This is a genomic window from Desulfovibrio sp. ZJ746, assembly GCF_011039155.1.
Taxonomy (GTDB): Bacteria; Desulfobacterota; Desulfovibrionia; order Desulfovibrionales; family Desulfovibrionaceae; genus Desulfovibrio.
Genome location: NZ_JAAKEK010000001.1, coordinates 805,929 through 827,221 on the forward strand (window position 1 = coordinate 805,929; position 21,293 = coordinate 827,221).

Genomic DNA, 21,293 nt, shown 5'->3' on the forward strand with positions numbered 1-21,293 from the left:
CATGTCGTACACGCCGCCCCAAAATCCTCTGGAAGATCCGGCGCTTGCGCCCTACCATGACTTTCTTGTCCGGCGCAGCCGCGATTTCACCGCGGAAATGGAGCGCATCACCGCGACGTACGGTTCGTTGCGCGCCTATGCCGACCTCTACAAGACCTTCGGGCTGCGCCTCGTCCACGACGCCGACGGCGGAAGCCATTGGCGCTGGCGGGAATACATGCCCCACGCCGAGGAGGTGTGGCTGACCACGAGCCGCCTCAACTTCCAGCGGCGCGCGAGCAACCGCTTCCAGCGCAAGGAGGGCGGCGTCTTCGAGCTTACCTTGCCCCGCGACGCGCTGGAACACGGCGAATATGTGGAATTGCGCGTCCAGCCGAAGGGGAGCATGGCGGCCGGCCTTGGCAAGACGCCGCCGCCACTCCGGCGCGTGCCCGCCTTCGCCGACTGGGTGGAGCAGGACAAGGCGGTGCCCGAGCAGTGGTGCGCGCGCGTCTGGTGCCCGGCCGAGCCCTACCAGTTCAGGCACCGCCGCCCGGGGCCGCTCGTCTTTCCGCGCATCTATGAGGCGCATGTGGGCATGGCGCAATCCTCCCTTGACCACAAGGGCGACAGCGTGGGCACCTATGACTACTTCATCAGCTCCGTCCTGCCGCGTATCAAGGCGGACGGCTATACCGCCGTGCAGCTCATGGGCATCCTCGAGCATCCGCTCTACCGCTCCTTCGGCTACCAGGTGAGCAGCTATTTCGCGCCGAGCTCCCGCTACGGCACGCCCGACGGCTTCAAGGCCCTGGTGGACGCGGCCCACGGCCTCGGGCTCGCCGTCATCCTCGACATCACCCACAGCCACGCGGCCTCCAATACCGAGCAGGGCCTCGCCGCCTATGACGGCAGCCACTACTTCTTCAGCAGCAAGGTCAACCAGTGGGGCACGCCCTCCTTTGACTACAGCCAGGAGATGACCCGGCGCTTCCTGCTCTCCAATTGCCGCTACTGGCTGGAAGAATACCGGCTCGACGGCTTCCGCTTCGACGCCGTGGGCAACATGCTCTATATCGACCACGGGCGCGACGACGACTTCTCCCATGTGGGGCGCTGCTTCTTCGGCAAGGACGGAGAGCCGCGCGAGGACGCCGCGGGCGAGCTGTATCTCTGCCTCGCCAACGCCCTCGTGCATGAGGAGGTGCCCCACGGCGTGACCATCGCCGAGGAGTTCTCCGGCATGCCGGGGCTCACCTGCCCGCCCTCGGAGGGCGGCCTGGGCTTTGATTACCGCTTTGCCATGGGCATCCCCGACTATTGGGCCAAGGCCGTGGAAAACCCGCGGGACATGGGCAGCCTCTGGTACGAGATGACCAATCACCGCCCCTATGACCGCACCATCAGCTATGTGGAGTGCCACGACCAGTGCATCAACGGCGACGACGCCATGATCTGGCGCCTGCTCGGCGACGCCATGTACACCGGCATGGGCAAGGACTCGGAAAGCTGGAACATCTCGCGCGGGCTGGCTTTTTACCGCCTCATGCGGCTCATCACGCTGGCAACGGCCGACGCGGGCTATCTCAACTTCATGGGCAACGAGTTCGGCCACCCGGAGTGGCTGGACGCTGACGAGCACGCCCACCGCCAGTGGCACCTCGCCGACCAGCCGGACCTCAAGTATTCGGGCCTCGCCGCCTGGGACAAGGCCCAGCTCGTGGGCCTTGTGGGCGAGCACCTGAAGGATTTTTGCAAGCCTCCCCTCTTCCGCTACATCCATGAGGAGGACAGGCTGCTGGCCTTCGAGCGCGGGCGCCTGCTCTTCGCCTTCAACTTCAGCGAGACCAGCGCCCGCGAGGGGCTGCTCTTTGCGGTCACGCCGGGCAAGTATGTGGAATTGCTGTCGTCCGACGAGCCGCGCTTCGGCGGCCACGGCAACCTTGATATAACGAAGCCGCCGCTGGAGCACTTCACGCGGCCTCTTGCGGACCGGCCCGAGCAGGATATCGAGCTCTACCTGCCGCCCATGGTGGCACTGGTGCTCCACAGGGAGGACTGATGGCCACGGGCGAAACTGGCTCAGCAGCGGCCCCGGAGAAAGAGCCCGCGCCCCCGCAGACAACCGCGGCAGCGCCTGCCGAGCGCGTGGATGTGGCCGTCAACATCTTCGCCAAGCCCTACCAGACGGCGCTCTCCGTGCTGTCGCTCCTGAAGCAGAGCGGCCCGCATGTGGGGACTCTCTGGTTGCAATACGAGCCCATGGGCTCGCGCTACGACAGCGTGAGCCCCTATATGGTCGCAAGATACCTGCAAGAGGAGCTCCAGTGGCCCTGCCGCGTGTTCCAGCCGGGCTTCTGGCTGGCGCGCGAGCCCGTGGATGAAACCCGGCTCGGGGATGCGGCCTACCGCATGGGCATCCGCTACCAGCATGCCTTTGAGCACAGCAAGAGCCCAAAGCTGCTGCTCATGCATAATGATGTCTTTGTTTTCAAGGATGCGCTGGGCGACATGCTGGCGGCCATGGGGAATGCCTTCGCCATCGGAAGCATTGGCCAATGCTGGAACTGCCCGGCCCATAAAGAGCCGGTGGTGAAAGACGTTCTGGGCTGCGCGCCCTGCGGGCCGGATACCTATGGGGATTTCAGGCCGGATGCGGCCACCTTGCGCCGCCTCTATGCGCGCACCCGGGAGCTGGGCATCTTCGTGCGCCCCTACGACGAAGGCTTTGCTGAGGGTTTTGACCAGCAGCCGTGGCCCCTGCCCGAGTGCCGCGTCAACGAATGGTTTTGCCTGCTGGATCTGGAAAAGACGCGGCCGCACTGCGCGCCCTTCGGCCCGGCGCTGCCGCCCGGGGCCTTCAGCGCCTGCGGCCCCTGCAACCTTGATACGGCCGTCCCCTGGTTTCGGGCCATGCACGCCCTGGGCTTCCACGCACGGCACTTCGGCCTTGAACGTCACCTGCGCCACTGGGTCGGCACCGGCAACAAGACGCCCCGGCGCTACGCCCTTGCGGAAGACAATGCCCGCCGCCTCCTGCAAACGCACTTTCCCGACTATATGGCGTGGCTTCAGCACGCCACCGCCAAGACAGCCTGAATATTCACCCCCTCAGGCGAAGGTGGGGCACTCCGAAAGCGGCAGCCCGCGCGCATCCTTTTCGGAGAGGATGGGGCCCTCTTCTGGCATGGGCCAGTCGATGCCAAGCGCGGGGTCGTCCCACTTCAGGCAGCATTCGTCATCGGGCGCATAGTAAGTGGTGCACTTGTAGACGAATTCCGCGCCGTCGCCGAGCACGAGAAAGCCGTGCGCAAAGCCCGGGGGCACCCAGAACATGCGGTGTTTTTCCGTGTCCAGCACCACGGAATAGCTCTTGCCGAAATGTGGGGAGGAGCGGCGAAGGTCAACGGCCACGTCGAACACCCTGCCGCTGATGACCCGCAAAAGCTTGCCCTGCGGCTGGCGCAACTGGTAGTGCAGCCCGCGCAAGACGCGCCCGCGCGAGCGGCTCTGGTTGTCCTGCACGAAGACATGCTCGCCGCAATGGCGCGCAAAGTCGTTCTGCCGGAAGGTCTCCATGAAAAAGCCGCGCGCGTCGCCGTGAAGGATCGGCGTCATCACCACCGGGCCGCCGGAGGCGAGAGTCTGAAATTCCATGTGCCCTGAGTCTCCCTTTATCGCTCACCGGGGGCCGCGGCCCCACCGGGCCAAGCCCTATACCTCGTCCTCTGTCCGCTGCGCCGAATCCAGCAGCCGCAGCAGGTATTGCCCATATTCCGTCTTGCCGAAAAATTCGCCGGCCCGCCGCATCTCGGCATCGGTGATCCAGCCGTTCTGCCAGGCGATCTCCTCAAGGCAGGCCACCTTGAGGCCCTGGCGCGCCTCGATGGTCTGCACATAGGAGGACGCCTCGAGCAGGCTCGAGTGCGTTCCCGTATCCAGCCACGCGAAGCCCCGGCCGAGGCGCACCACATGGAGCTCCCCGCGGTCGAGATAGGCCTGGTTGACGCTCGTAATCTCGAGCTCCCCCCGGGCCGAGGGCTTGAGGCCGCGCGCGATGTCCACCACGGTGGCGTCATAGAAATAGAGGCCCGTCACCGCAAAGCGTGAGCGCGGCCGGGCGGGCTTCTCCTCGATGCCGATGGCGTTGCCCGCGGCGTCGAACTCCACCACGCCGAAGCGCTCGGGATCGCGCACCTGATAGCCGAAAATGGTGGCGCCCTTGGTGCGCGCCACGGCCCGGTTCAGCTTTTCCGTGAAGTGCTCGCCGTGGAAGACATTGTCGCCCAGAATGAGGCACACGGGCGAGCCGGCGAGAAAATCCTCCCCGATGAGGAAGGCCTGGGCGATGCCGTTAGGCTCCGGCTGGACGGCATAGCTGAACTTGACCCCGAAGCGCGAGCCATCCCCGAGGAGGCGCTGGTACTGGGGCATGTCCGCCGGGGTGGAAATGACCAAGATCTCCCGGATGCCGCCGAGCATGAGCACCGACAGCGGGTAATAGATCATGGGCTTGTCATAAACGGGCAAAAGCTGCTTGGAAACGCCCAGGGTGATGGGGTAGAGGCGCGTGCCGCTGCCCCCGGCGAGAACGATGCCCTTGTATGCGCTCATTTGCCCTCCATGCGCGTGCCAAGGCCCAGCCTTTCGCAGCGGTAGGTGCCGTCAAGAATGCTGCGCCACCACGGGCCGTTTTCAAGATACCAGCGCACCGTGCTCCTGAGCCCTTCGTCAAAGGCCACGCGCGGCTGCCAGCCGAGCTCACGGCGGATCTTGCCCGCGTCAATGGCATAACGGCCGTCGTGGCCCGGCCTGTCGGTCACAAAAGTGATGAGGTCTTCGTAACGGGCGACACCCTCGGGCGTGGCCGGGGCCAGCGTTTCAAGATGGCCGCAGATGGCGCGCACGACGTCGATATTCTTCCGCTCGTTGTTGCCGCCCACGGTGTAGGTCTCGCCGACGCGGCCGCGGGCGAGCACGGCAAGCAGGGCGCGGACGTGGTCCTCCACATGGAGCCAGTCGCGGATCTGGCCGCCCGTTCCGTAGACGGGCAGCTTGCGCCCGGCCAGGGCATTGATGATGGTCAGGGGGATGAGCTTTTCCGGGAACTGCCGGGGCCCGTAATTGTTGGAGCAGTTGGTGATGAGCGTGGGGAGACCGTAGGTGCGCTGCCAGGCGCGCACAAGGTGGTCGCTCGCGGCCTTGCTCGCCGAATAGGGGGAGCTCGGCGCGTAGGGCGTGGTTTCGCTGAAGCGCGCGTCCGTGGCGCTGTCGGCGAGGTCCCCGAAGACTTCGTCGGTGGAGATGTGGAGAAAGCGGAAGTCCTCACCCTTTTTCGGACTGTTGGCGAGCAGATTTTGCCAGTAGCGCCGCGCCTCCTCCAGCAGGACGAAGGTGCCGCGCACATTGGTGTCCAGAAAGGGGGCCGGGCTGTCGATGGAGCGGTCCACATGGCTTTCGGCCGCGAGGTGCATGACCGCATCGGGCTCGAAGACCTCGAAGGCCGCGCGCATGGCCGCCGGGTCGGCGATATCCGCCTGGATGAAGCTGTAGCGCGGATGTTCAGCCACCTCGGCAAGGGACTCGGGATTGCCGGAATAGGTGAGCTTGTCGATGTTGACAACGCGCCAGTCATCGCGGGCCAGCGCCGCGCGCACGGCCGTTGAGCCGATAAAGCCGGCCCCGCCGGTGATCAGAAGCGTATGCGCCATGGTGCGAGCGTCCTCCCGGGCGGGAGCCTAGCACATATCCCCCCGTCATGCAAAAGGATGGTCCCCTGCCCTCGCGCTCAGATGCGCATCACCGCGTCGCTCACCCCGAGTTCGCGCAGGCGCACGTAGATAAGGGCGCAGCCTTCGGCATCGGAAGCGGCATTATGGTGGTTGAGCGGGATGCCGAAATGCGCGCACACATGGTTGAGGCTGCGCGAGGGCAGGTCGAGCGGCGCCCGGCGCGCGCCCCGCAGTGTGCAGAGAAAGGGCTGGGCCGGCGGCTCGAGGCCGGCCACGCGGCAGCAGGCATAGAGCACGCGCCTGTCGAACTGCGCGCTGTGGGCGAGCAGGCAGCGGGCGCCGCGCAATATCCGCGAGGCCCCGGGCCAGACCTCGGCAAAGGTGGGCTGGTCTTTGAGGTCGCTCCAGCGCAAGCCGTGGATATGGGTGAACCACACGCGCGGGGAAGGCGGCCGAAGCAGGCTTTCAAAGCGCGCCGTCACCGTGCCTGCCTCGATGCGCACGAGGCCCACGGCGCAGGCATAATGCGCCGGGCGGCCGGAGGTCTCGAAGTCGATGGCGACGCAGGGCCCGTCAGCGTGGGACACGCCCCACGCGGGGTCTTCAGCGTGCGGCATTGGCGGCCGCTTCGGCGAGGCGCGCGGTGATATAGTCGCGCATTTCCGGCGAGTCCTCTTCGAGATTGAAGCACAGGGCGTCCTCGCCCATGAGCCCCTGCGGCACGAAATCGCCCTGCTCGTCCGGGTCCGTGACGAGGTCGGCATAAAAACACACCGAGAGCCAGCGGTTCTCGGGCTCATCGTCCACCACATCCACCAGCACGAAGAGCTCGCGCCCTTGCTGGGCGGCGTGGCGCGCCCTCAGGGAATAGCTGATGCCGGGCCGGGCCTTGAAGTCAAGGCTCACGTCCGCAAGGCCCGCCAGAAACTGCTCCCAGGACTCAAAAGCCGGCTTCACATGGAGCGGGTCTTCCTTCCAGCCGGCCTCAAACTGCTTCACTTCCTCTGTGACAGATCCGTTCATGGCTGCATCCCCCGGGGCGCGGCCTGTGCCGGCGTGCCCGTCTTGCCGCCCCACTGCCAGGGCGGGCTTGTCATGTTGAGGCTCCAGATGCCGCGCCTGTCCTTGATGGCGCTGTGCTCCTCGATGTGCCAGCGGCGGCAGAGCATGGCCTTGCAGGTGGCACGGTCCACCCAGGCGAGGCCCTCGTCCACCAGAAGATTGTTGATCGACCGTCCCTGCGCCTGCACGAGCGCATGGACAACGCCGGCCCCTTCGCCGACGATGCTGACGATGACACGCTCCCCACGCGGCAAGAGCCTGAGCAGCGTTTCCCGCGCTTCCTTGCCGAAGGGCTGGTCTTCGGCCGGCATGCCGATGCCGTAGAGGCTGATGGTATAATCCGCGCTCTTCTTGCCCCAGCGGCTGGCAACGGCGATGAGGTTGCCCTCCTCCACCTCGACCACATAGGCAGTGGTCTTGCGCGGGGTAAAGGCCTCCCAAGCGAGGGCCGCATGCGCACCCAAAAACGTGACCAACAAGGCCGCGAGAAAACTAAGGCGCATAGCCACTCCTGCCGTAAGAAGTACCGCTGTGCGGGCAAAGCCGCGCCGGCCGCAGGATATGAAGATGCCCGCCCCTCCCCGGCCTTGTCAAGCCGGGGAAAGACGGGCACGGGGATATGCGCGGCGCCGCGCCGTCAGCCCCAGAGGGCGCGGCCCGACTGGTACACGATGACCGCCACCGCATAGGCGAGCGCGGTATTGAACACGATGCTGAACACCATCCAGCCCCAGCTCCCGGCCTCCTGGCGGATGACCACCAGCGCCACGAAGCACGGCGAATACAGGAGCACGAAGAGCATGAGCGCGAGCGCCGTGGCCTTGGACCAGCCCGGGTCGCTCGCCAGGCGCTCGGCAAGGGACTCCGGCTCGTCCGGGTCCTGCTCGCCCAGGGCCCAGGCCGTGCCCATGGTGGAGACCACGGCCTCCTTGGCGGCCACGCCGGCGATGAGGGCGATGTCCGTGCGCCAGTCAAAGCCGGCCGGGCGGGTGAACGGCTCCACCCACTTGCCGATGCGGCCGGCCACGGAATAGGCCAGCTTTTCCTCCTCGAAGGTGTTGTTCGCCGCCGAAAGCTCCTCTGCAACCGCTTCCCGCTCCTCCGCATCCTTGGGCAGGGCCTTCAGGCGTTCCTCAAGGGAGGCTATGCGCGCCTCATGCGGGCCCGCGGCCTCATCCGGCAGCATGGGGAAGGTCATGGCCGCCCAGATGACCACCGAAATGGCCAGGAGCACGGTGCCGGCCTTCTTGATATACATCCAGGCCCGCTCCCAGCAGTGCAAAAGCACGCTCAAAAGCGTGGGCATGCGGTAGGGGGGAAGTTCCATGACAAAGGGCGTGGCCTCGCCCTTGACGAGGGAAGAACGCAGGAAGCGCGCCACCAGAAGGGCGAAAAACCAGCCGGCCAGCATGATGCAGAACATGACCGTGGCCGCATTTTCCGGGAAGAAGGCCCCGGCCAGCAGCAAAAACACGGGCAGCTTGGCGCCGCAGGTCATGTATGGGAGCGTGAGCAGGGTCGCCAGCTTTTCCTTGGGGCTGCGCAGGGTGCGCGTGGCCATGGCGCCGGGGATGGCGCAGCCGCCCGCGATGCCGCCGGAGATGACATAGGGCATCACCGAGGCGCCGTGCAGCCCGAAGAAGCGGAACACGCGGTCCATCATGTAGGCCATGCGCGCCATGTAGCCGCTGTCTTCCAGGAAGGAGATGAGCGCGAACATGATCATGATGAGCGGCACGAAGCTCAGCACGCCGCCCACGCCGGCGATGATGCCATCCACGAGGAGCGACTGCACAAGGCCCTCGGGCAGGATACCGGTAAGGAAGTCGCCCAGGAGGTCGAAGCCGTCCTCCACCCATTCCTGCGGATAGGCGCCCACCTCGAAGGTGATCTGGTACATGAGGTAGAGCACGCCCAGCATGATGAGCGGCCCGAAAAAAGCGTTGGTGAGGACGCGATCGATCTTGTCGGACAGCGCGAGCCGGTCCCGGCCCGGATCCCTGTCCAGCACGCCGTCGCGCAGGATGCTGTGGATGAAGCCGTAGCGGTGGTCCGTGATGATGGACTCGGTGCTGGCGTTGAAGGTGTCATGGATATGGGCCGCCGTCTTGCGGCAGATGGTCTCCAGGCGTTCGGTGGCGGCGGCGTCGGCGGCGCGGGCCTCGCGCAGGATGACCTCGTCGTTTTCCAGCAGCTTGAGCGCCACCCAGCGCGGCGCGTACACACCATTGAGGAGCCCCGAGGACTCGATGATGCGCTCCATCTCGAGAAGGGCCGTGTCGATGTCGGGCCCGTAGGAGAGGCGCAGGGGCTCGCGCGGGCCGCCGTCGGCCAGCCTGATGGCCTCCTGCATGGTCTCGCGAAGGCCCTCGCCCTCGCGGGCGATCATGGGTAAGACGGGCGCGTGCAAAAGCTTGCCAAGGCGCTCCATGTCGATGTGGATGCCCGCCTCGCGGGCCTCGTCCATCATGTTGCAGGCAAGGACAAGGGGCATGCCCATTTCGAGCAGCTGCACGGTGAGCAACAGGTTGCGCTCAAGGGCCGAGGCGTCGGCCACGTCGATGACCGCCTGCACATGCCCGGCGGAAAGCTCGCCGCGCGCCACCAGCTCTTCCTGCGAAAAGGCAGTGAGGCTGTAAGTCCCGGGCAGGTCCACCAGGGTGATATGGCGCCCGTCGACATCAAGAGTGCCCTCTTTCCGGTCCACGGTCACGCCGGGATAATTGCCCACATGCTGCCGCGCGCCGGTGTAGGCGTTGAACACCGTCGTCTTGCCGCAGTTGGGGTTGCCCGCCAGCGCGATGCGCAAGGGCGCGCCGGCGCCGTGATCCGTCTGTTTTTCCGTTCCTTCGTTCATTCTTCCTCCATGCCCCCGTGCTCACGCATCCTCAGGAAAGGATAAGCAAAATGAAATTCATTTCCGAAATAACGGCTCATACCGCACTTGTCAAGCGGCTCACCCGAGCAGGCATTCCCGCAGGGTGGAAACGCCGCAGGAATGGACGAAACGGATGGGGATATTGCGCGAGCGCGCGGCCTGCTGCGCCTTGCGCTTGGCCTCATGCGAGATCTTGTTGGTAAAGACGATGAGCGCATCCGGGTTGCCGATCTTGGCGACGAAGTTGCGCTCATTCCGGCTGATGCACTTGAGGTCGTGGCCAAGCGCCTCTGCCGTGGAAATGTACTCGGGCTTCAGGCGGTCCATGCCGCCGATAAGAGTCACACTCATGGGGTCTCTCCTCCCTGCCGGGCGTAGCCGGCAATTTTTATCCCTTGCTGAGGAGAGACTAGATGAAAATGAATTTCATTGTCAATAAAGACGCCCCATATTTCTCCCACAAATTTGCCGGCGCCGGCTCCAGGCCTATTAAAAAGACAGGCCGTGGGTCATGACCGTGCATTCCGCGGGAGCACCGGGACTGATGCCCCGCGGAAGCTCGCCACCAAGGCCGATGCGCACCGGGATATAGGCCACGGGGCGGCGCATGGAGGCCGCGCCGCCGTCCTCCTGCGGCGCGGTGCCAAGCCCTTCGGGGAGGGGCTGCGGGGGCAGCACCTCCCGCACGGTGCCGGACACACTGGCCGACCCAATTCTGACACTGCAACGCTGGCCTGCCCGGATGCTGGCGCCATCTCCGGCCGGGAACCACGCGTCCACCCAGAAGGCATCCCTCGCGGCCGCGCCCGCGGGCGCGATAAAGAGCGCCGGCTCCCCGGCCTGGAGCAATTGCCCGGGCTCGGCCAGCCGGCGGAGCACCGTGCCGCCCACCGGCGCATAGAGGGTGCCGTCGGCGGAAAGCTGCTCGGGGAGCGCCCTCCGGGCGGCATTCTGGCGCTGCTGCGAGGCGTGGTTGCGCGCCGCCATGATCTCCTGGCGGATGCGCTCCAGCTCCTGCTCAAGCGCCGCGCGCATGAGGCTCGCGCGCTCAAAGTCCGCCGCTGCGGCTTCCTTGCGGCTGCGGGCCATGGCCTCAGCCTCGCGCGCCGCGGCATATTTCTCCTTGCCCGCCGTGCTTTCGCCCCCCTGGCTGTCCAGCCCGCGCAGGGCCAGTTGTGCGCGCACATGCTCGGTCACGCGTTCCTCGCGCAAGAGGCGCAGGCGGTCCTCCTCGTTGCGCGCCTGGGCCATGCGCACGACGAAATCACGTTCCGCCTCCTGCGCCTGGCGCAGGCGCGCCGCGCTCTCCACCATGTCCGGCCCCTGCGCAGGCCGCAAGCTGGCGGCCTCCGCGGCGGCCTGCGCGAGATGGCGGTCATAGGTCCCCGCCTCCATGCTGCCCACGGGCTGCCCTTGCGCCACAGTGTCCCCTTCCTTCACGTCGAGGCTCGCCACATGGCCGGAAAAGCGGGGCGCCACCACATGCACCATGCCGTCAAGACGGGCGGCCACGCTGGTCACGCGGCCGGAATACAGCCACCACGCGAGGGCCGCGCCCGCCAGCACGAGCAGGGCGATGAGCAGCGCCAGCAGGCGCCGCCTGGGCCAGCGGCCGGGGCTGCCCGCGGTGGGAAGTTCAAGGGTCAGGGCTTCGGTCATGGCGATCCTCCGGGCAAAGGGGCCGGTGGGCGCAAATTTCCCGCCGGCGGCTGTTCCCTCGCTGATGCAGATACCGTACCAGCGGCAAAGCCACCGGCCTCATGCGCCGTCGGTTGCCCGCGCGCCGATATTCTCCCGCCATTCCGCTTCCATGGGGAGGCCGGCCAGCCGGCGGCGCACGAGGTCAAGGGCGTGGCTCGCCGCGCGCTGGCGCGTCCAGTTGCGGCCGAGGTAGCGCCCCAGCGGGCGCATGACGCGCAGCCAGATGCCGTCCGGCGTGCTGAGGGCGATATAGACGAGGCCCACGGGCTTTTCCGGCGTGCCGCCGTCCGGCCCGGCGATGCCGGTGATGCCGATGCCGAGGTCGCCCCCCTGGCGCACGCGCGCGCCGTCGGCCATCCATGAGGCCGTCTCCGGGCTCACGGCGCCATGGGCGGCCAGCACCTCTTCGGGCACGCCGAGCAGGCGCGTCTTGGCGCTGTTGGCATAGGTGACAAGGCCGGTCTCGAACACGGCGGAAGCCCCCGGCTGGTCGGTGATGCGCTTGGCGAGCAGGCCCCCGGTGCAGGACTCGGCCGTCACCAGGTGCAGCCCCGCATCGGTGAGCCCTGCCACCACCACAGCCTCCAGGCTCGACACATCCACGCCGTAGACCACATCGCCGAGGCGCTCGCACACCGCGCTCACAAGCGGCGCCGCCAGGGCCCGCGCCTCCGCCACGTTGGCGGCCTTGGCCGTGACCCGCACGAACATCTCGCCGTCAGTGGCATAGGTGGCCGCGGTGGGGTTGCGGCCCTGCATGAGGTCACGGATGCGCTCGGCCGCGGCGCCCTCGCCGATGCCGAAAGTACGGATCATGGCCGAGACGATGACCTCGCCCGTGCGCTCCTCGAGAAAGGGGCGGACGCTCCTCTCCAGCATGGGCAAAAGCTCGGACGGCGGCCCGGGCAAAAGCAGGACAAACTTGTCAGCGCCCACGGGTACGGCGCAGCCCGGCGCCGTCCCCACGCTGTTGGGGAAGGCCTCGGCCCCGGCGGGCAGCAGCGCCTGCTTGAGCTGGTTTTCGCCCATGGGGCGCGTGCCGAAATATTCGCGGAGGCGGGCGAGGCTTGCGGCATCTTCCACCAACGGGCGCCCGGCCACGCGGGCGACGGTCTCCTTGGTGAGATCGTCATCCGTGGGCCCGAGGCCGCCGGTGCAGACCACAAGCGAGCTGCGCGAGAGGGCTTCGCGCAAGGCGGCTTCAAGGCGCCCGGCATTGTCCCCCACGGTCTGCACATGCTCGAGGTCGATGCCGAAGGCCGCGAGCTCCCGCGCCACATGGGCCGCGTCCGAATTGACGGTATGCCCGAGCAAAAGTTCCGTTCCCACCGAGATGATTTCCGCTTTCACGCCTGCTCCTTGCGCGCGGCTGCGTTCAAACTGCGCCCCACATGCGGGGAGTTATTTAGCCTCCCGCCTTCCCCTCTGCAAGGGCCGGGAGCGGAGTTCGGTGGGCGCAACCGGGCATCCGCCCTTGACAAGCCGGCCCAAAAGCGTTTGAGTTTCATGTGTACGACGTTGCCGCCACGGCGCTGGCCGTCGAGTGGGGAATCGATACGCGGTTGCCGTCACGCCATCTATCAGGAGGAAACGCTGATGACCAAGGCCGAACTTGTCGAAAAAATCGCTGCCAGGGGCAATCTCACCAAGGCTGGTGCCGAAAGGGCCCTCAACGCCTTTCTCACCGCCGTGGAAGAGGCCCTGTGCAAGGATTCCAAGGTGACGCTCACCGGCTTCGGCACCTTTGCCGTTGAGAACCGCAAGGAGCGCCAGGGTCGCAATCCGCGCACCGGCGAGACCCTGACCATTCCGGCCTGCAAGATGGTGCGCTTCCGCGCCGGGAAGACCCTCAAGGACGCGCTCAACTGACCACTTTTCCCGCGCCGCGGCAGCCCTGGCACTTGTGGTGCGGCTGCCGCGGCGTTGTCCGCCGTGCTCCCGCGCTCAAGCTCCGGCCGCTTGTGCACGGGGCGCACTTTTTTTTGCATTCCCGCCGATATTTTTGCTTGAACTTCCGCTCCGCATGGAGTATGGATGCTTTTCGCATTTTTGCGCCGCCACGGCGCCTGAAGGGGGTGATGTTCGTGCCCGGAGTTTTTCTTAATGATGACGAGTATAACTTCGACATCGCCCTGCGCCGTTTCAAGAAGCAGGTGGAGAAGGCCGGCATTCTTTCTGAAATGAAGAAGCGCCAGCACTACGAAAAACCGAGCGTCATGCGCAAGAAGAAGAAGGCCGCCGCCCGCAAGCGGCTGATGAAGAAAATGCGCAAGATGAACATGGCTTAAGCTCCGCCACACCTTCTACTTAAGCGCTGCGGGAGATCCTCGGGTTTCCCGCAGCGCTTGCGTCTTCTTCAGAGGGTTACGTTGTATGGCGCGCTTGATGGTCATTCCTTCAATCCGTCTGGAGCGCAGCGGAAGACGGGTGCTGGTGCCGGAAGAATCCTAAAAAATAAGATTTTTTGCTGCTGGCAAGGAAGACAAAAATTTTCGAAGGGAGTGTACTCAAGTACTCGACCGAGGAAATTTTTTTCTGACGCAGCCAGCAGCAAAAAGGCTGTTTTTGACGGATAATTTCGGCAATATCCGTGGAGCACAAGCTCACTGGTGACGCATCACAGGTACAACAAAACCTTACCCACTCTCTCTTGCAAGTACGAGGATCGTCATGAGCCTGACGGAACAGATCGAAAATGACTATGTACAGGCCTACAAGGCCAAGGACGCGCTCCGCGTGAGCGTGCTGCGCATGGTCAAGACCGCCGCGAAAAACCGCCTTGTGGAACTGCGCCGGCCCGGGGGCACGCTGGACGATGACGAATTGCTGGACGTGTTCCTCAAGGAGGCCAAGCAAAGGCAGGACTCCATCGAGCAGTACACGGCCGCCAATCGCCCCGACCTCGCCGAAAAAGAGGCGCAGGAATTGGCCATCCTCACGCACTATCTGCCGAAAAAGCTCTCCCCGGAAGAACTCGACGCCGCCGTCAATGCCGCCGTGGACGATCTTGGCGCCACCGGGCCGCGCGACATGGGGCGCGTCATTTCCGCCATCATGACCGCCTTCAAGGGCCGCGCCGATGGCAAGGAAGTGGCCGCCGCCGTCAAGAAGCGCCTTTCCTGACCCGCTTCCCTCCGCCTGAGCCCCGGCGGAAAGCGGGGCGCTCCCGCGTTTTTTTCTCTGGGTGTGCCATTGCCAGACCGTGGGGCGGCCTTATCTTGTGCGGCATCACCAACCAAGCCCGTGATGCAGGATCATGATACATCCCCGCACCCTTCAGGCCCTTGAATTCGACAAGATCGTCGCCGCGCTGGCGCAGCGCTGCATCTCGGCGCCGGGGCGCGCGCTCGCCGAGGCGCTGAAGCCGCTGCCCGATGCCGCGGCGGCGCACAAGGCGCTCAAGCTCTATGAGGAGGCCGCCCTGTGGGCGGCCACGCCCGAGCCCACCAGCGGGCGGCCCTTCACCCTCGGTGGCTTCCCGGACGTTTCAGGCCTGCTCCAGGCAGCCGCAGAGGGCACCCCGGTCCCCCATCGGGCCGTCCCCGATACCGAAGCCTTCTGGGCCCTTCGCGAGCTTTTGCGCGCGGCCACGAGGGCCCATGCCTCCATCACCGTGCCGGAAGCGGCCCGCACGTGGCCGCTGCTCCTGGAGCTTGCCGAAGAGCGGCCACTGCCCGCCCAGCTCACGGCAGCCCTCAACCGCTGCATCTCCGACGACGCCCTCCTCAAGGATGAAAGCTCGCCCGAGCTCTACCGCCTGCGCAGCGAAGTGCGCCGGCTGCACCAGGGCTGCCTCAGGAAAGTCAAGGATTTCGCGCGGCAATACAATCTCGTGCCCTATCTGCAAGATGACTTCATGACGCTTTCCTCCGACAGGTATGTCCTGCCGCTGAAGGCCAATTTCAAGGGGCGCGTGCAGGGCATTATCCATGACTGGTCGCAGACGGGCGAGACCTGCTATTTCGAGCCCCTGTTCCTCGTCGAAATCAACAACCGCCTGCAGGAGCTCAAGCATGAGGAGCGCGAGGAGGAGCGCAAGGTGCTCGCCTACCTGCGCGACCTGCTGGTGAGCGAACTTCCCGGGGCTCGGGGCGCGCTCGCGCTGCTCGCAAAGCTCGACCTGCTCCAGGCCAAGCGCCGCCTCGCCGAGGCGCTGGACGCCCGCCCGCTGCCGCTGACGCCCGCGGAGGAAGGCATCGCCCTCGCAGGCGCGCGCCACCCCCTGCTGGTGCTCGCCCGCCAGGGGCAGGAAGCGCGCGAGAGCACACTCCAATCCGGCAAAAGTTCCCGGGCAGTTGAGCCCGTGCGCCCGCTGGACATCATCCTCAGGCCCGGCGAGCGCGTGCTGGTCATCACGGGCGCCAACGCGGGCGGCAAGACCGTCTGCCTGAAGACGCTGGGGCTCATCGCGGCCATGACCATGAGCGGCCTGCCGGCCCCCGCGGCGAGCGGTTCGCACCTGCCGTGGTTCGAGCGCATGGACGCCTTCATCGGCGACGAGCAGAGCCTGGACGGCAATGTCTCCACCTTCACCGCGCAGATCGACCATCTCGCCAAGGCCTGGAAGCATCTGGACGCGCAGGGCCTCGTGCTGCTCGACGAGTTCGGCGCCGGCACCGACCCGGCCCAGGGCGCGGCGCTGGCCCAGGCCGTGCTCGACGGCCTCCTGGACAAGCGCTGTTTCGCGCTCTCGGCCACGCATTTTCCGGCGCTCAAGTCCTACGCTCTCACGCGCGAGGGGGTGCGCGCGGCCTCCATGCTCTTTGACCCCACCACGCGCAGGCCCCTCTATGCCCTCGCCTATGACCAGGTGGGCGCGAGCCAGGCGCTGGACGCCGCGCGCGAGCATGGCCTCCCCGAGGACATCCTGCGCCGGGCCGAGCATTATCTTTTGCAGGACGGGCAGGACACCACCGCCCTCCTCGGTCGCCTCAACGACCTCGCCGCACAGCGCGAGGCGGAGCTTGGCGCCCTCAAGAAGGAGCGCGAGGCCGCGCACACTGCCGCCGCGCAGGCGAAGGAGCGCCTCGAAAAGGAGCGCGCCCGCCTGCACGACGAGACGCGGCGCCACGCGGCAGAGCTCATGCGCGCCTGGAAGGAGGGCCGCGCCACGGCCAAGCAGTCCCTCAAGGAGATGTCGCGCCTGCGCGCCTCGCTGGCTCCCGCGGGCGACGCGCCCGCAGATTCGGCGCTCCCCGAGGCGCGGGCGCTCAGCGTGGGCCAGGAGGTGTTCCACACGGTCTTCAACAAGCGGGGCGTGGTGACAGACGTGGACGAACGCCGCGGCCGCGTGCGCCTGGACATGAACGGCGTCATCCTCTGGGCCGAGCGGCGCGACCTGCGCGAGGCCGCGGCCCCGGGCGCCGACAAGGCCGCAGCGGGGCCGGTGCGTGCGCCGTCGGCGGCTCCCCGCAAGGCAGCCGCCGCGCAGGAAGATGGCGCCGCCATGCGCCTCGATGTGCGCGGCCAGCGCGCGCCCGACGCCATCGCCGCCACGGAGCGCTTCCTGGACAAGGCCCTGCGCGCGGGCTTTTCCGAGCTGGAGATCGTCCATGGCCGCGGCACCGGGGCCCTGCGCCGTGAATTGCAGGAGTTTCTGCGCGCCCATCCCGCTGTCGCCAGCGCGACGCTCGCCCCCGAGGACCGCGGCGGCGACGGCATGACCATCGTGGTGTTGCGGTAGGCCGGGCTGCCGCGCTTTTCCTGTCACAACGCGCGCCGAGGCAGGCATGCAGTCAAGGGATGCCATCCGGCTTATTAAGGAACGACTGAATATCGTGGACGTGGTGCGCCGCTATGTGGAGCTCAAGCGCAACGGCCCGCGCTGGGTGGCGCCCTGCCCCTTCCACCAGGAGACCAAGCCCTCCTTTTCCGTCAATGAGGAAAAGGGGCTCTTCTACTGTTTCGGCTGCCAGGCCTCCGGCGACCTTTTTGACTTTTACGGGCGCATCAACGGCCTCGACTTCCGGGATACGCTGGAGCAGCTCGCGGCGGAGCTCGGCATCGAGATCGAGCGCGGCGGGCGCTCCTCCGGCGGCGAGGCACGGCAGCGGGAGCGCCAGTCCGAGCGGCAGGCCATGCTGCGGATGCACGAGCTCGCGGCCGCCCATTTCACCGGGGCCTTGCGAGGGGCAGACGGCGAGGAGTGCCGCGCCTATATCGCGAAGCGCGGCCTGAGCGAAGAAATCGTGGAGCGCTTCGGCCTCGGCTGGGCAGGGCGCCAGTGGCAATCCCTCGCCGACACCCTCAGGCGCGCGGGTTTTGGCGCGGCCCAGGCGGCGCAGGCCGGCCTTCTCGGCACCTCGTCGAGCGGCCGCGCGTATGACCGCTTCCGGGGGCGGCTCATCTTCCCCATCCGCAGCCTGTCCAACCAGGTCATCGCCTTTGGCGGCCGCATCATCGGCGGGGAGGACGAGGCCAAGTATATCAACAGCGCGGACACGCCCATCTATAAAAAGGGCGAGCATCTTTACGGCCTGGCGCAGGCCAGGCGCGCCATCGCGGCGAGCGGCGAGGCCATGCTCACCGAAGGCTATATGGATGTGCTCACCCTGCACCAGTTCGGCTACACCAACGCCGTGGGCGTGCTGGGCACCGCGCTCACGCCGGACCAGGTGAAGCGGCTTTCGGGCTTCGCCTCGCGGCTGCTCCTGCTCTTCGACGGCGACCGGGCGGGCCGCAAGGCGGCGCTGCGCTCCTGCGAGATGCTGCTCACGCGCGGGCTCTCCTGCCGGGTGGTGCTCATGCCCGAAGGCGAGGACATAGACAGCCTTTTGCGCGGCCCGGGCAAGGAGGCCTTTGAGGCGTTGCAGGCGCACGCGCAGGAGGGGCTGCGCTTCTGCGTGGACGCCCTGCGCGCGCTCGCCCCGCGCGAGAGCGTGGAGTGGGCGCGGGACTTTCTCGGGCATGTGGAGGTGCCGGAGCTGGTGAGCCCCTATGCCTCCACGCTGGCGCGGCACCTCCAGATTTCGGAGGAGGAGCTGCGCAGGGGCGCGGCCGTGCGCCTCGACGCCAGGCGCGGCGCTGCGGGCGCCCACGTCTCGGCCAGCCGCGCGCGCCAGAACATGCGCGACGTGCAGATCATGATCTATGCCGTGCGCTACCCGGAACGCCTGGCCGACCTGCGCGAGCTCGGCGCGGACCTCGCCCTGCGTTCGGCCGCTGCGCGCCGCTTTTGGGACATCATCGAGGAATGGGGGGCGGAAGAGACCCCCTACCACCTCGACGAGCGCCAGAAAAAATTCTGGTTCGAGCAGCGCGGGCCCGGCAAGGCCCCCCTGAAAACCGCCGACTGGGAGCTGGAATGCCTGCGCCGAGACCTTGAAACCTATTACGAGCGGACAAAAAAATCCTCTATTTCCGCAGCGTTACGCGAGAATACGGGAAAGAGTGACTTTGCGGCGGATTTGGAATATCTTCGAGCTCTTAAGGAAACCTTGGAGAACGGCCATGAGCAATCTTAAAGAAGTCCAGCAAATACAGGTGCTTATCGCCAAGGGCAAGGGCGCCGGCTTTCTCACCTTCGACGAGGTGAGCAAGGCGCTCCCGGTGGAGATGAACACCCAGGAGCAATTTGAAGAGATCATCGGCATCTTCGAGCAGCTCGAGATCCTCATCGTCGATTCCGAAAAGGACGGCAAGAAGATTTCCGCCGCCACAGATGGCGACGAGGAAATGGCCGAGGGCAACCTCGACCTCGCCGAAGACGAGGATTCCGGCGATTATTCCTCCCGCAGCACCGACCCGGTGCGCATGTATTTGCGCGAGATGGGCGCCGTGCCCCTGCTCGACCGCGACGGCGAGGTGGTCATCGCCAAGAAGATTGAGATGGGCGAGCAGGACGTGCTCTACGCCCTCGTCGAAGTGCCCGTGGCCGTGGAAGAGCTCATCAACGTGGGCGAAGACTTGAAGCAGAACCGCATCAAGCTCAAGGACGTGGTCAAGACCATCGAGGAGGACGACCCCAGCGAGGACGAGATGAACCAGCGCCAGCGCGTCATCCTCCTCCTCGACGAGATCCGCCAGGTCTTCAAGAAAAAGCGCAACTATTACCGGCGCCTCGACGAATGCTGCACGCTGGAGCGCCGCGTGGCCGACCTGCAGAAAAAGATCATCGCCTTCAAGGAAGACATCGTAACCCGCCTGCGCGACATCAAGCTGGAAAAAACGCTCATCGACCGCATCATCGAGACCGTCGAGGACTATGTGCGCCAGATGCACAACTGCCAGCGCGACCTCACGGCCTATATCCTCGCCACAGGGCGCACCCAGGCCGAGATCCAGCAGCTCTTCGACGGCCTCGAAAAGCGCGAGATCAACCCGGTGGAAGCCGCCCGCGACCTCAGGCTCAGCGTGGACGAGCTCTTTTCCTTCAAGGAAATGATCATGGGCAAGATCGAGATCCTGAACCGCCTGCAGGAAAAGTGCTGCCACAATGTGGGCGACCTCGAGGAAGTGCTCTGGCGCATCAAGCGCGGCAATTCCGCCGCCATGCGCGCCAAGCAGGAGCTCATCCGCTCCAACCTGAGGCTCGTGGTCTCCATCGCCAAGAAATACACCAACCGCGGACTCCAGTTCCTCGACCTCATCCAGGAAGGCAATATCGGCCTCATGAAGGCCGTGGACAAGTTTGAATACCAGCGCGGCTACAAGTTCTCCACCTACGCCACCTGGTGGATACGCCAGGCCATCACCCGCGCTATCGCCGACCAGGCCCGCACCATCCGTATCCCGGTCCACATGATCGAGACCATCAACAAGCTCATCCGCACCTCGCGCTACCTCGTGCAGGAGCTCGGCCGCGACCCCACGCCCGAAGAGATCGCCGAGCGCATGGAATACCCGGTGGAAAAGGTCAAGAAAGTGCTCAAGATAGCGAAAGAGCCCATTTCGCTCGAAACGCCCATCGGCGACGAGGAGGACTCCAGCCTAGGCGACTTCATCGAGGACAAGAAGGCCGTGGCCCCGGCGGAGGAAGTCATCAACACCAAGCTCTCGGAGCAGCTTGCCGCCGTGCTCGCCGACCTCACGCCGCGCGAGGAGCAGGTCTTGCGCAAGCGCTTCGGCATCGCCGAAAAGAGCGACCACACCCTTGAGGAAGTGGGCAAGCTCTTCAACGTGACGCGCGAGCGCATCCGCCAGATCGAGGCCAAGGCGCTGCGCAAGCTCCGCCACCCGGTGCGCAGCCAGCCTCTGCGGTCGTACTATGAAAACTGAGTCCCGTTTCGGGGTGCGCAAGCCCGGCGCCGCGCTCTGCGCCCTGGGCGCGGTGCTGGCCCTCTTGTTCTACGCGCTGTCGCCGCTCCGGGCGGAAGATCAGCCGCTCGCGCAGCCGGACGGCATGGTGGCCCACTGCTTTGACGGGGATACCTTCAAGCTCAGGGACAGGCGCGTGGTGCGCCTCGCCGGCATTGACTCGCCGGAGCTCGGGCGCGGCGAGACCACGCCGCAATATTATGCCCGGGAGGCAAAGGCGGAGCTGGAGCGGCTCACCCGCGGCCAGCAGGTCTCGCTCTATTCCGCCGGCGTGAGCGACCGTGACCGCCACGGGCGCCTCGTGGCCGATGTGCGCCTTGAGGACGGCCGCTCGCTCAATGACCTCATGGTGGCATCGGGCGCGGCCTTTTTCTATCCGCATCGCGACCTCGGGCCGCACTTCCAGGAGCGCCTGCGCGAGCTTCAGGCCGAGGCCATCCACGAGCGGCGCGGCCTGTGGGCCCACCTGCTCGAGCTTCCGCTCGCGCAGGAGACCTATGTGGGCAATCGCGGCTCGCTACGCTTTTTCCCGGTGAACTGCCCGGAGGCGCGGCACATCAAGCCGCGCAACCGCGTCCACTTCGGCACGCTCATGGACGCCTTCCTGGCCGGCTACGCGCCGGCGCGTGTCTGCCTGTTCTGGCCCGACGCCCGGTAAGGGCATCTGACGGGGCTTCTGCCATCCT

General features: G+C 66.2%; 19 protein-coding genes. 9 read left to right on the forward strand and 10 right to left on the reverse strand.

Annotated elements, in window-relative coordinates; translation table 11 throughout:
* The first annotated feature begins 1 nt into the window (after position 1).
* Together G7Y54_RS03610 and G7Y54_RS03615 are read left to right on the forward strand one after the other, a co-directional pair.
* Positions 2-2,041 carry an alpha amylase C-terminal domain-containing protein gene (locus G7Y54_RS03610; protein WP_165077377.1) on the forward strand — a complete coding sequence of 680 codons (2,040 nt, stop codon included), beginning with the start codon at positions 2-4 and terminating at the stop codon, positions 2,039-2,041.
* The gene (locus G7Y54_RS03615; RefSeq protein ID WP_241159347.1) at positions 2,041-3,078 is read left to right on the forward strand and encodes a hypothetical protein; all 1,038 of its coding nucleotides are present in this window, start codon (positions 2,041-2,043) and stop codon (positions 3,076-3,078) included. The genes G7Y54_RS03610 and G7Y54_RS03615 overlap by 1 nt, the downstream gene beginning before the upstream one ends.
* Positions 3,079-3,090: 12 nt before the next feature.
* On the opposite strand, the gene rfbC is transcribed toward G7Y54_RS03615, so the two are convergent.
* The 10 genes from rfbC to G7Y54_RS03665 form a co-directional block, all read right to left on the reverse strand.
* The gene (gene rfbC, locus G7Y54_RS03620; protein WP_165077381.1) at positions 3,091-3,636 is read right to left on the reverse strand and encodes a dTDP-4-dehydrorhamnose 3,5-epimerase; all 546 of its coding nucleotides are present in this window, start codon (positions 3,634-3,636) and stop codon (positions 3,091-3,093) included.
* A gap of 57 nt (positions 3,637-3,693) precedes the next feature.
* Positions 3,694-4,593: a glucose-1-phosphate thymidylyltransferase RfbA gene (rfbA, locus tag G7Y54_RS03625; protein WP_165077384.1), complete on the reverse strand. Its 900-nt coding sequence runs from the start codon at positions 4,591-4,593 to the stop codon at positions 3,694-3,696.
* Positions 4,590-5,690, reverse strand: a complete 1,101-nt coding sequence (gene rfbB, locus G7Y54_RS03630) for a dTDP-glucose 4,6-dehydratase (protein ID WP_165077394.1) — start codon at positions 5,688-5,690, stop codon at positions 4,590-4,592. The genes rfbA and rfbB overlap by 4 nt, the downstream gene beginning before the upstream one ends.
* Positions 5,691-5,767: 77 nt before the next feature.
* Positions 5,768-6,328 (reverse strand): exonuclease domain-containing protein, encoded by a 561-nt coding sequence (locus G7Y54_RS03635; protein ID WP_206214882.1) that lies wholly within the window; start codon positions 6,326-6,328, stop codon positions 5,768-5,770.
* Entirely contained in the window at positions 6,315-6,734 is a 420-nt protein-coding gene (locus G7Y54_RS03640) for a hypothetical protein (protein ID WP_165077396.1), read from the reverse strand. The genes G7Y54_RS03635 and G7Y54_RS03640 overlap by 14 nt, the downstream gene beginning before the upstream one ends.
* A complete protein-coding gene (locus G7Y54_RS03645; protein ID WP_241159348.1) occupies positions 6,731-7,276 on the reverse strand; it encodes a thermonuclease family protein in 546 nt (181 codons plus the stop codon). The genes G7Y54_RS03640 and G7Y54_RS03645 overlap by 4 nt, the downstream gene beginning before the upstream one ends.
* A gap of 134 nt (positions 7,277-7,410) precedes the next feature.
* Positions 7,411-9,630, reverse strand: a complete 2,220-nt coding sequence (gene feoB, locus G7Y54_RS03650; protein WP_165077406.1) for a ferrous iron transport protein B — start codon at positions 9,628-9,630, stop codon at positions 7,411-7,413.
* Positions 9,631-9,729: 99 nt separating this feature from the next.
* Positions 9,730-10,002 (reverse strand): DUF2325 domain-containing protein, encoded by a 273-nt coding sequence (locus G7Y54_RS03655; RefSeq protein ID WP_165077408.1) that lies wholly within the window; start codon positions 10,000-10,002, stop codon positions 9,730-9,732.
* A 138-nt stretch (positions 10,003-10,140) separates the two neighbouring features.
* Positions 10,141-11,310: an HlyD family efflux transporter periplasmic adaptor subunit gene (locus tag G7Y54_RS03660; protein WP_165077411.1), complete on the reverse strand. Its 1,170-nt coding sequence runs from the start codon at positions 11,308-11,310 to the stop codon at positions 10,141-10,143.
* A 99-nt stretch (positions 11,311-11,409) separates the two neighbouring features.
* Complete coding sequence (locus G7Y54_RS03665) at positions 11,410-12,702, reverse strand: competence/damage-inducible protein A (RefSeq protein WP_165077413.1); 1,293 nt, start codon at positions 12,700-12,702, stop codon at positions 11,410-11,412.
* 246 nt (positions 12,703-12,948) lie between these two features.
* Between G7Y54_RS03665 and G7Y54_RS03670 the strand changes: the two genes are divergently transcribed.
* The 7 genes from G7Y54_RS03670 (at position 12,949) to G7Y54_RS03700 (ending at position 21,265) form a co-directional block, all read left to right on the forward strand.
* Positions 12,949-13,221: an HU family DNA-binding protein gene (locus G7Y54_RS03670; RefSeq protein WP_165077415.1), complete on the forward strand. Its 273-nt coding sequence runs from the start codon at positions 12,949-12,951 to the stop codon at positions 13,219-13,221.
* Between the two features lie 215 nt (positions 13,222-13,436).
* Positions 13,437-13,640, forward strand: coding sequence for a 30S ribosomal protein S21 (gene rpsU / locus G7Y54_RS03675; RefSeq protein WP_165078020.1), 204 nt, complete (start codon positions 13,437-13,439; stop codon positions 13,638-13,640).
* 382 nt (positions 13,641-14,022) lie between these two features.
* Positions 14,023-14,475 (forward strand): GatB/YqeY domain-containing protein, encoded by a 453-nt coding sequence (locus G7Y54_RS03680; protein WP_165077417.1) that lies wholly within the window; start codon positions 14,023-14,025, stop codon positions 14,473-14,475.
* Positions 14,476-14,608: 133 nt separating this feature from the next.
* A complete protein-coding gene (locus G7Y54_RS03685) occupies positions 14,609-17,035 on the forward strand; it encodes a Smr/MutS family protein (RefSeq protein ID WP_206214883.1) in 2,427 nt (808 codons plus the stop codon).
* Between the two features lie 46 nt (positions 17,036-17,081).
* Positions 17,082-18,815 carry a DNA primase gene (gene dnaG, locus G7Y54_RS03690; protein ID WP_165077419.1) on the forward strand — a complete coding sequence of 578 codons (1,734 nt, stop codon included), beginning with the start codon at positions 17,082-17,084 and terminating at the stop codon, positions 18,813-18,815.
* Entirely contained in the window at positions 18,802-20,568 is a 1,767-nt protein-coding gene (rpoD, locus tag G7Y54_RS03695; protein ID WP_165077421.1) for an RNA polymerase sigma factor RpoD, read from the forward strand. Before dnaG ends, rpoD begins: the two co-directional genes overlap by 14 nt.
* Entirely contained in the window at positions 20,558-21,265 is a 708-nt protein-coding gene (locus tag G7Y54_RS03700) for a thermonuclease family protein (RefSeq protein WP_165077423.1), read from the forward strand. The genes rpoD and G7Y54_RS03700 overlap by 11 nt, the downstream gene beginning before the upstream one ends.
* Positions 21,266-21,293: the final 28 nt, after the last annotated feature.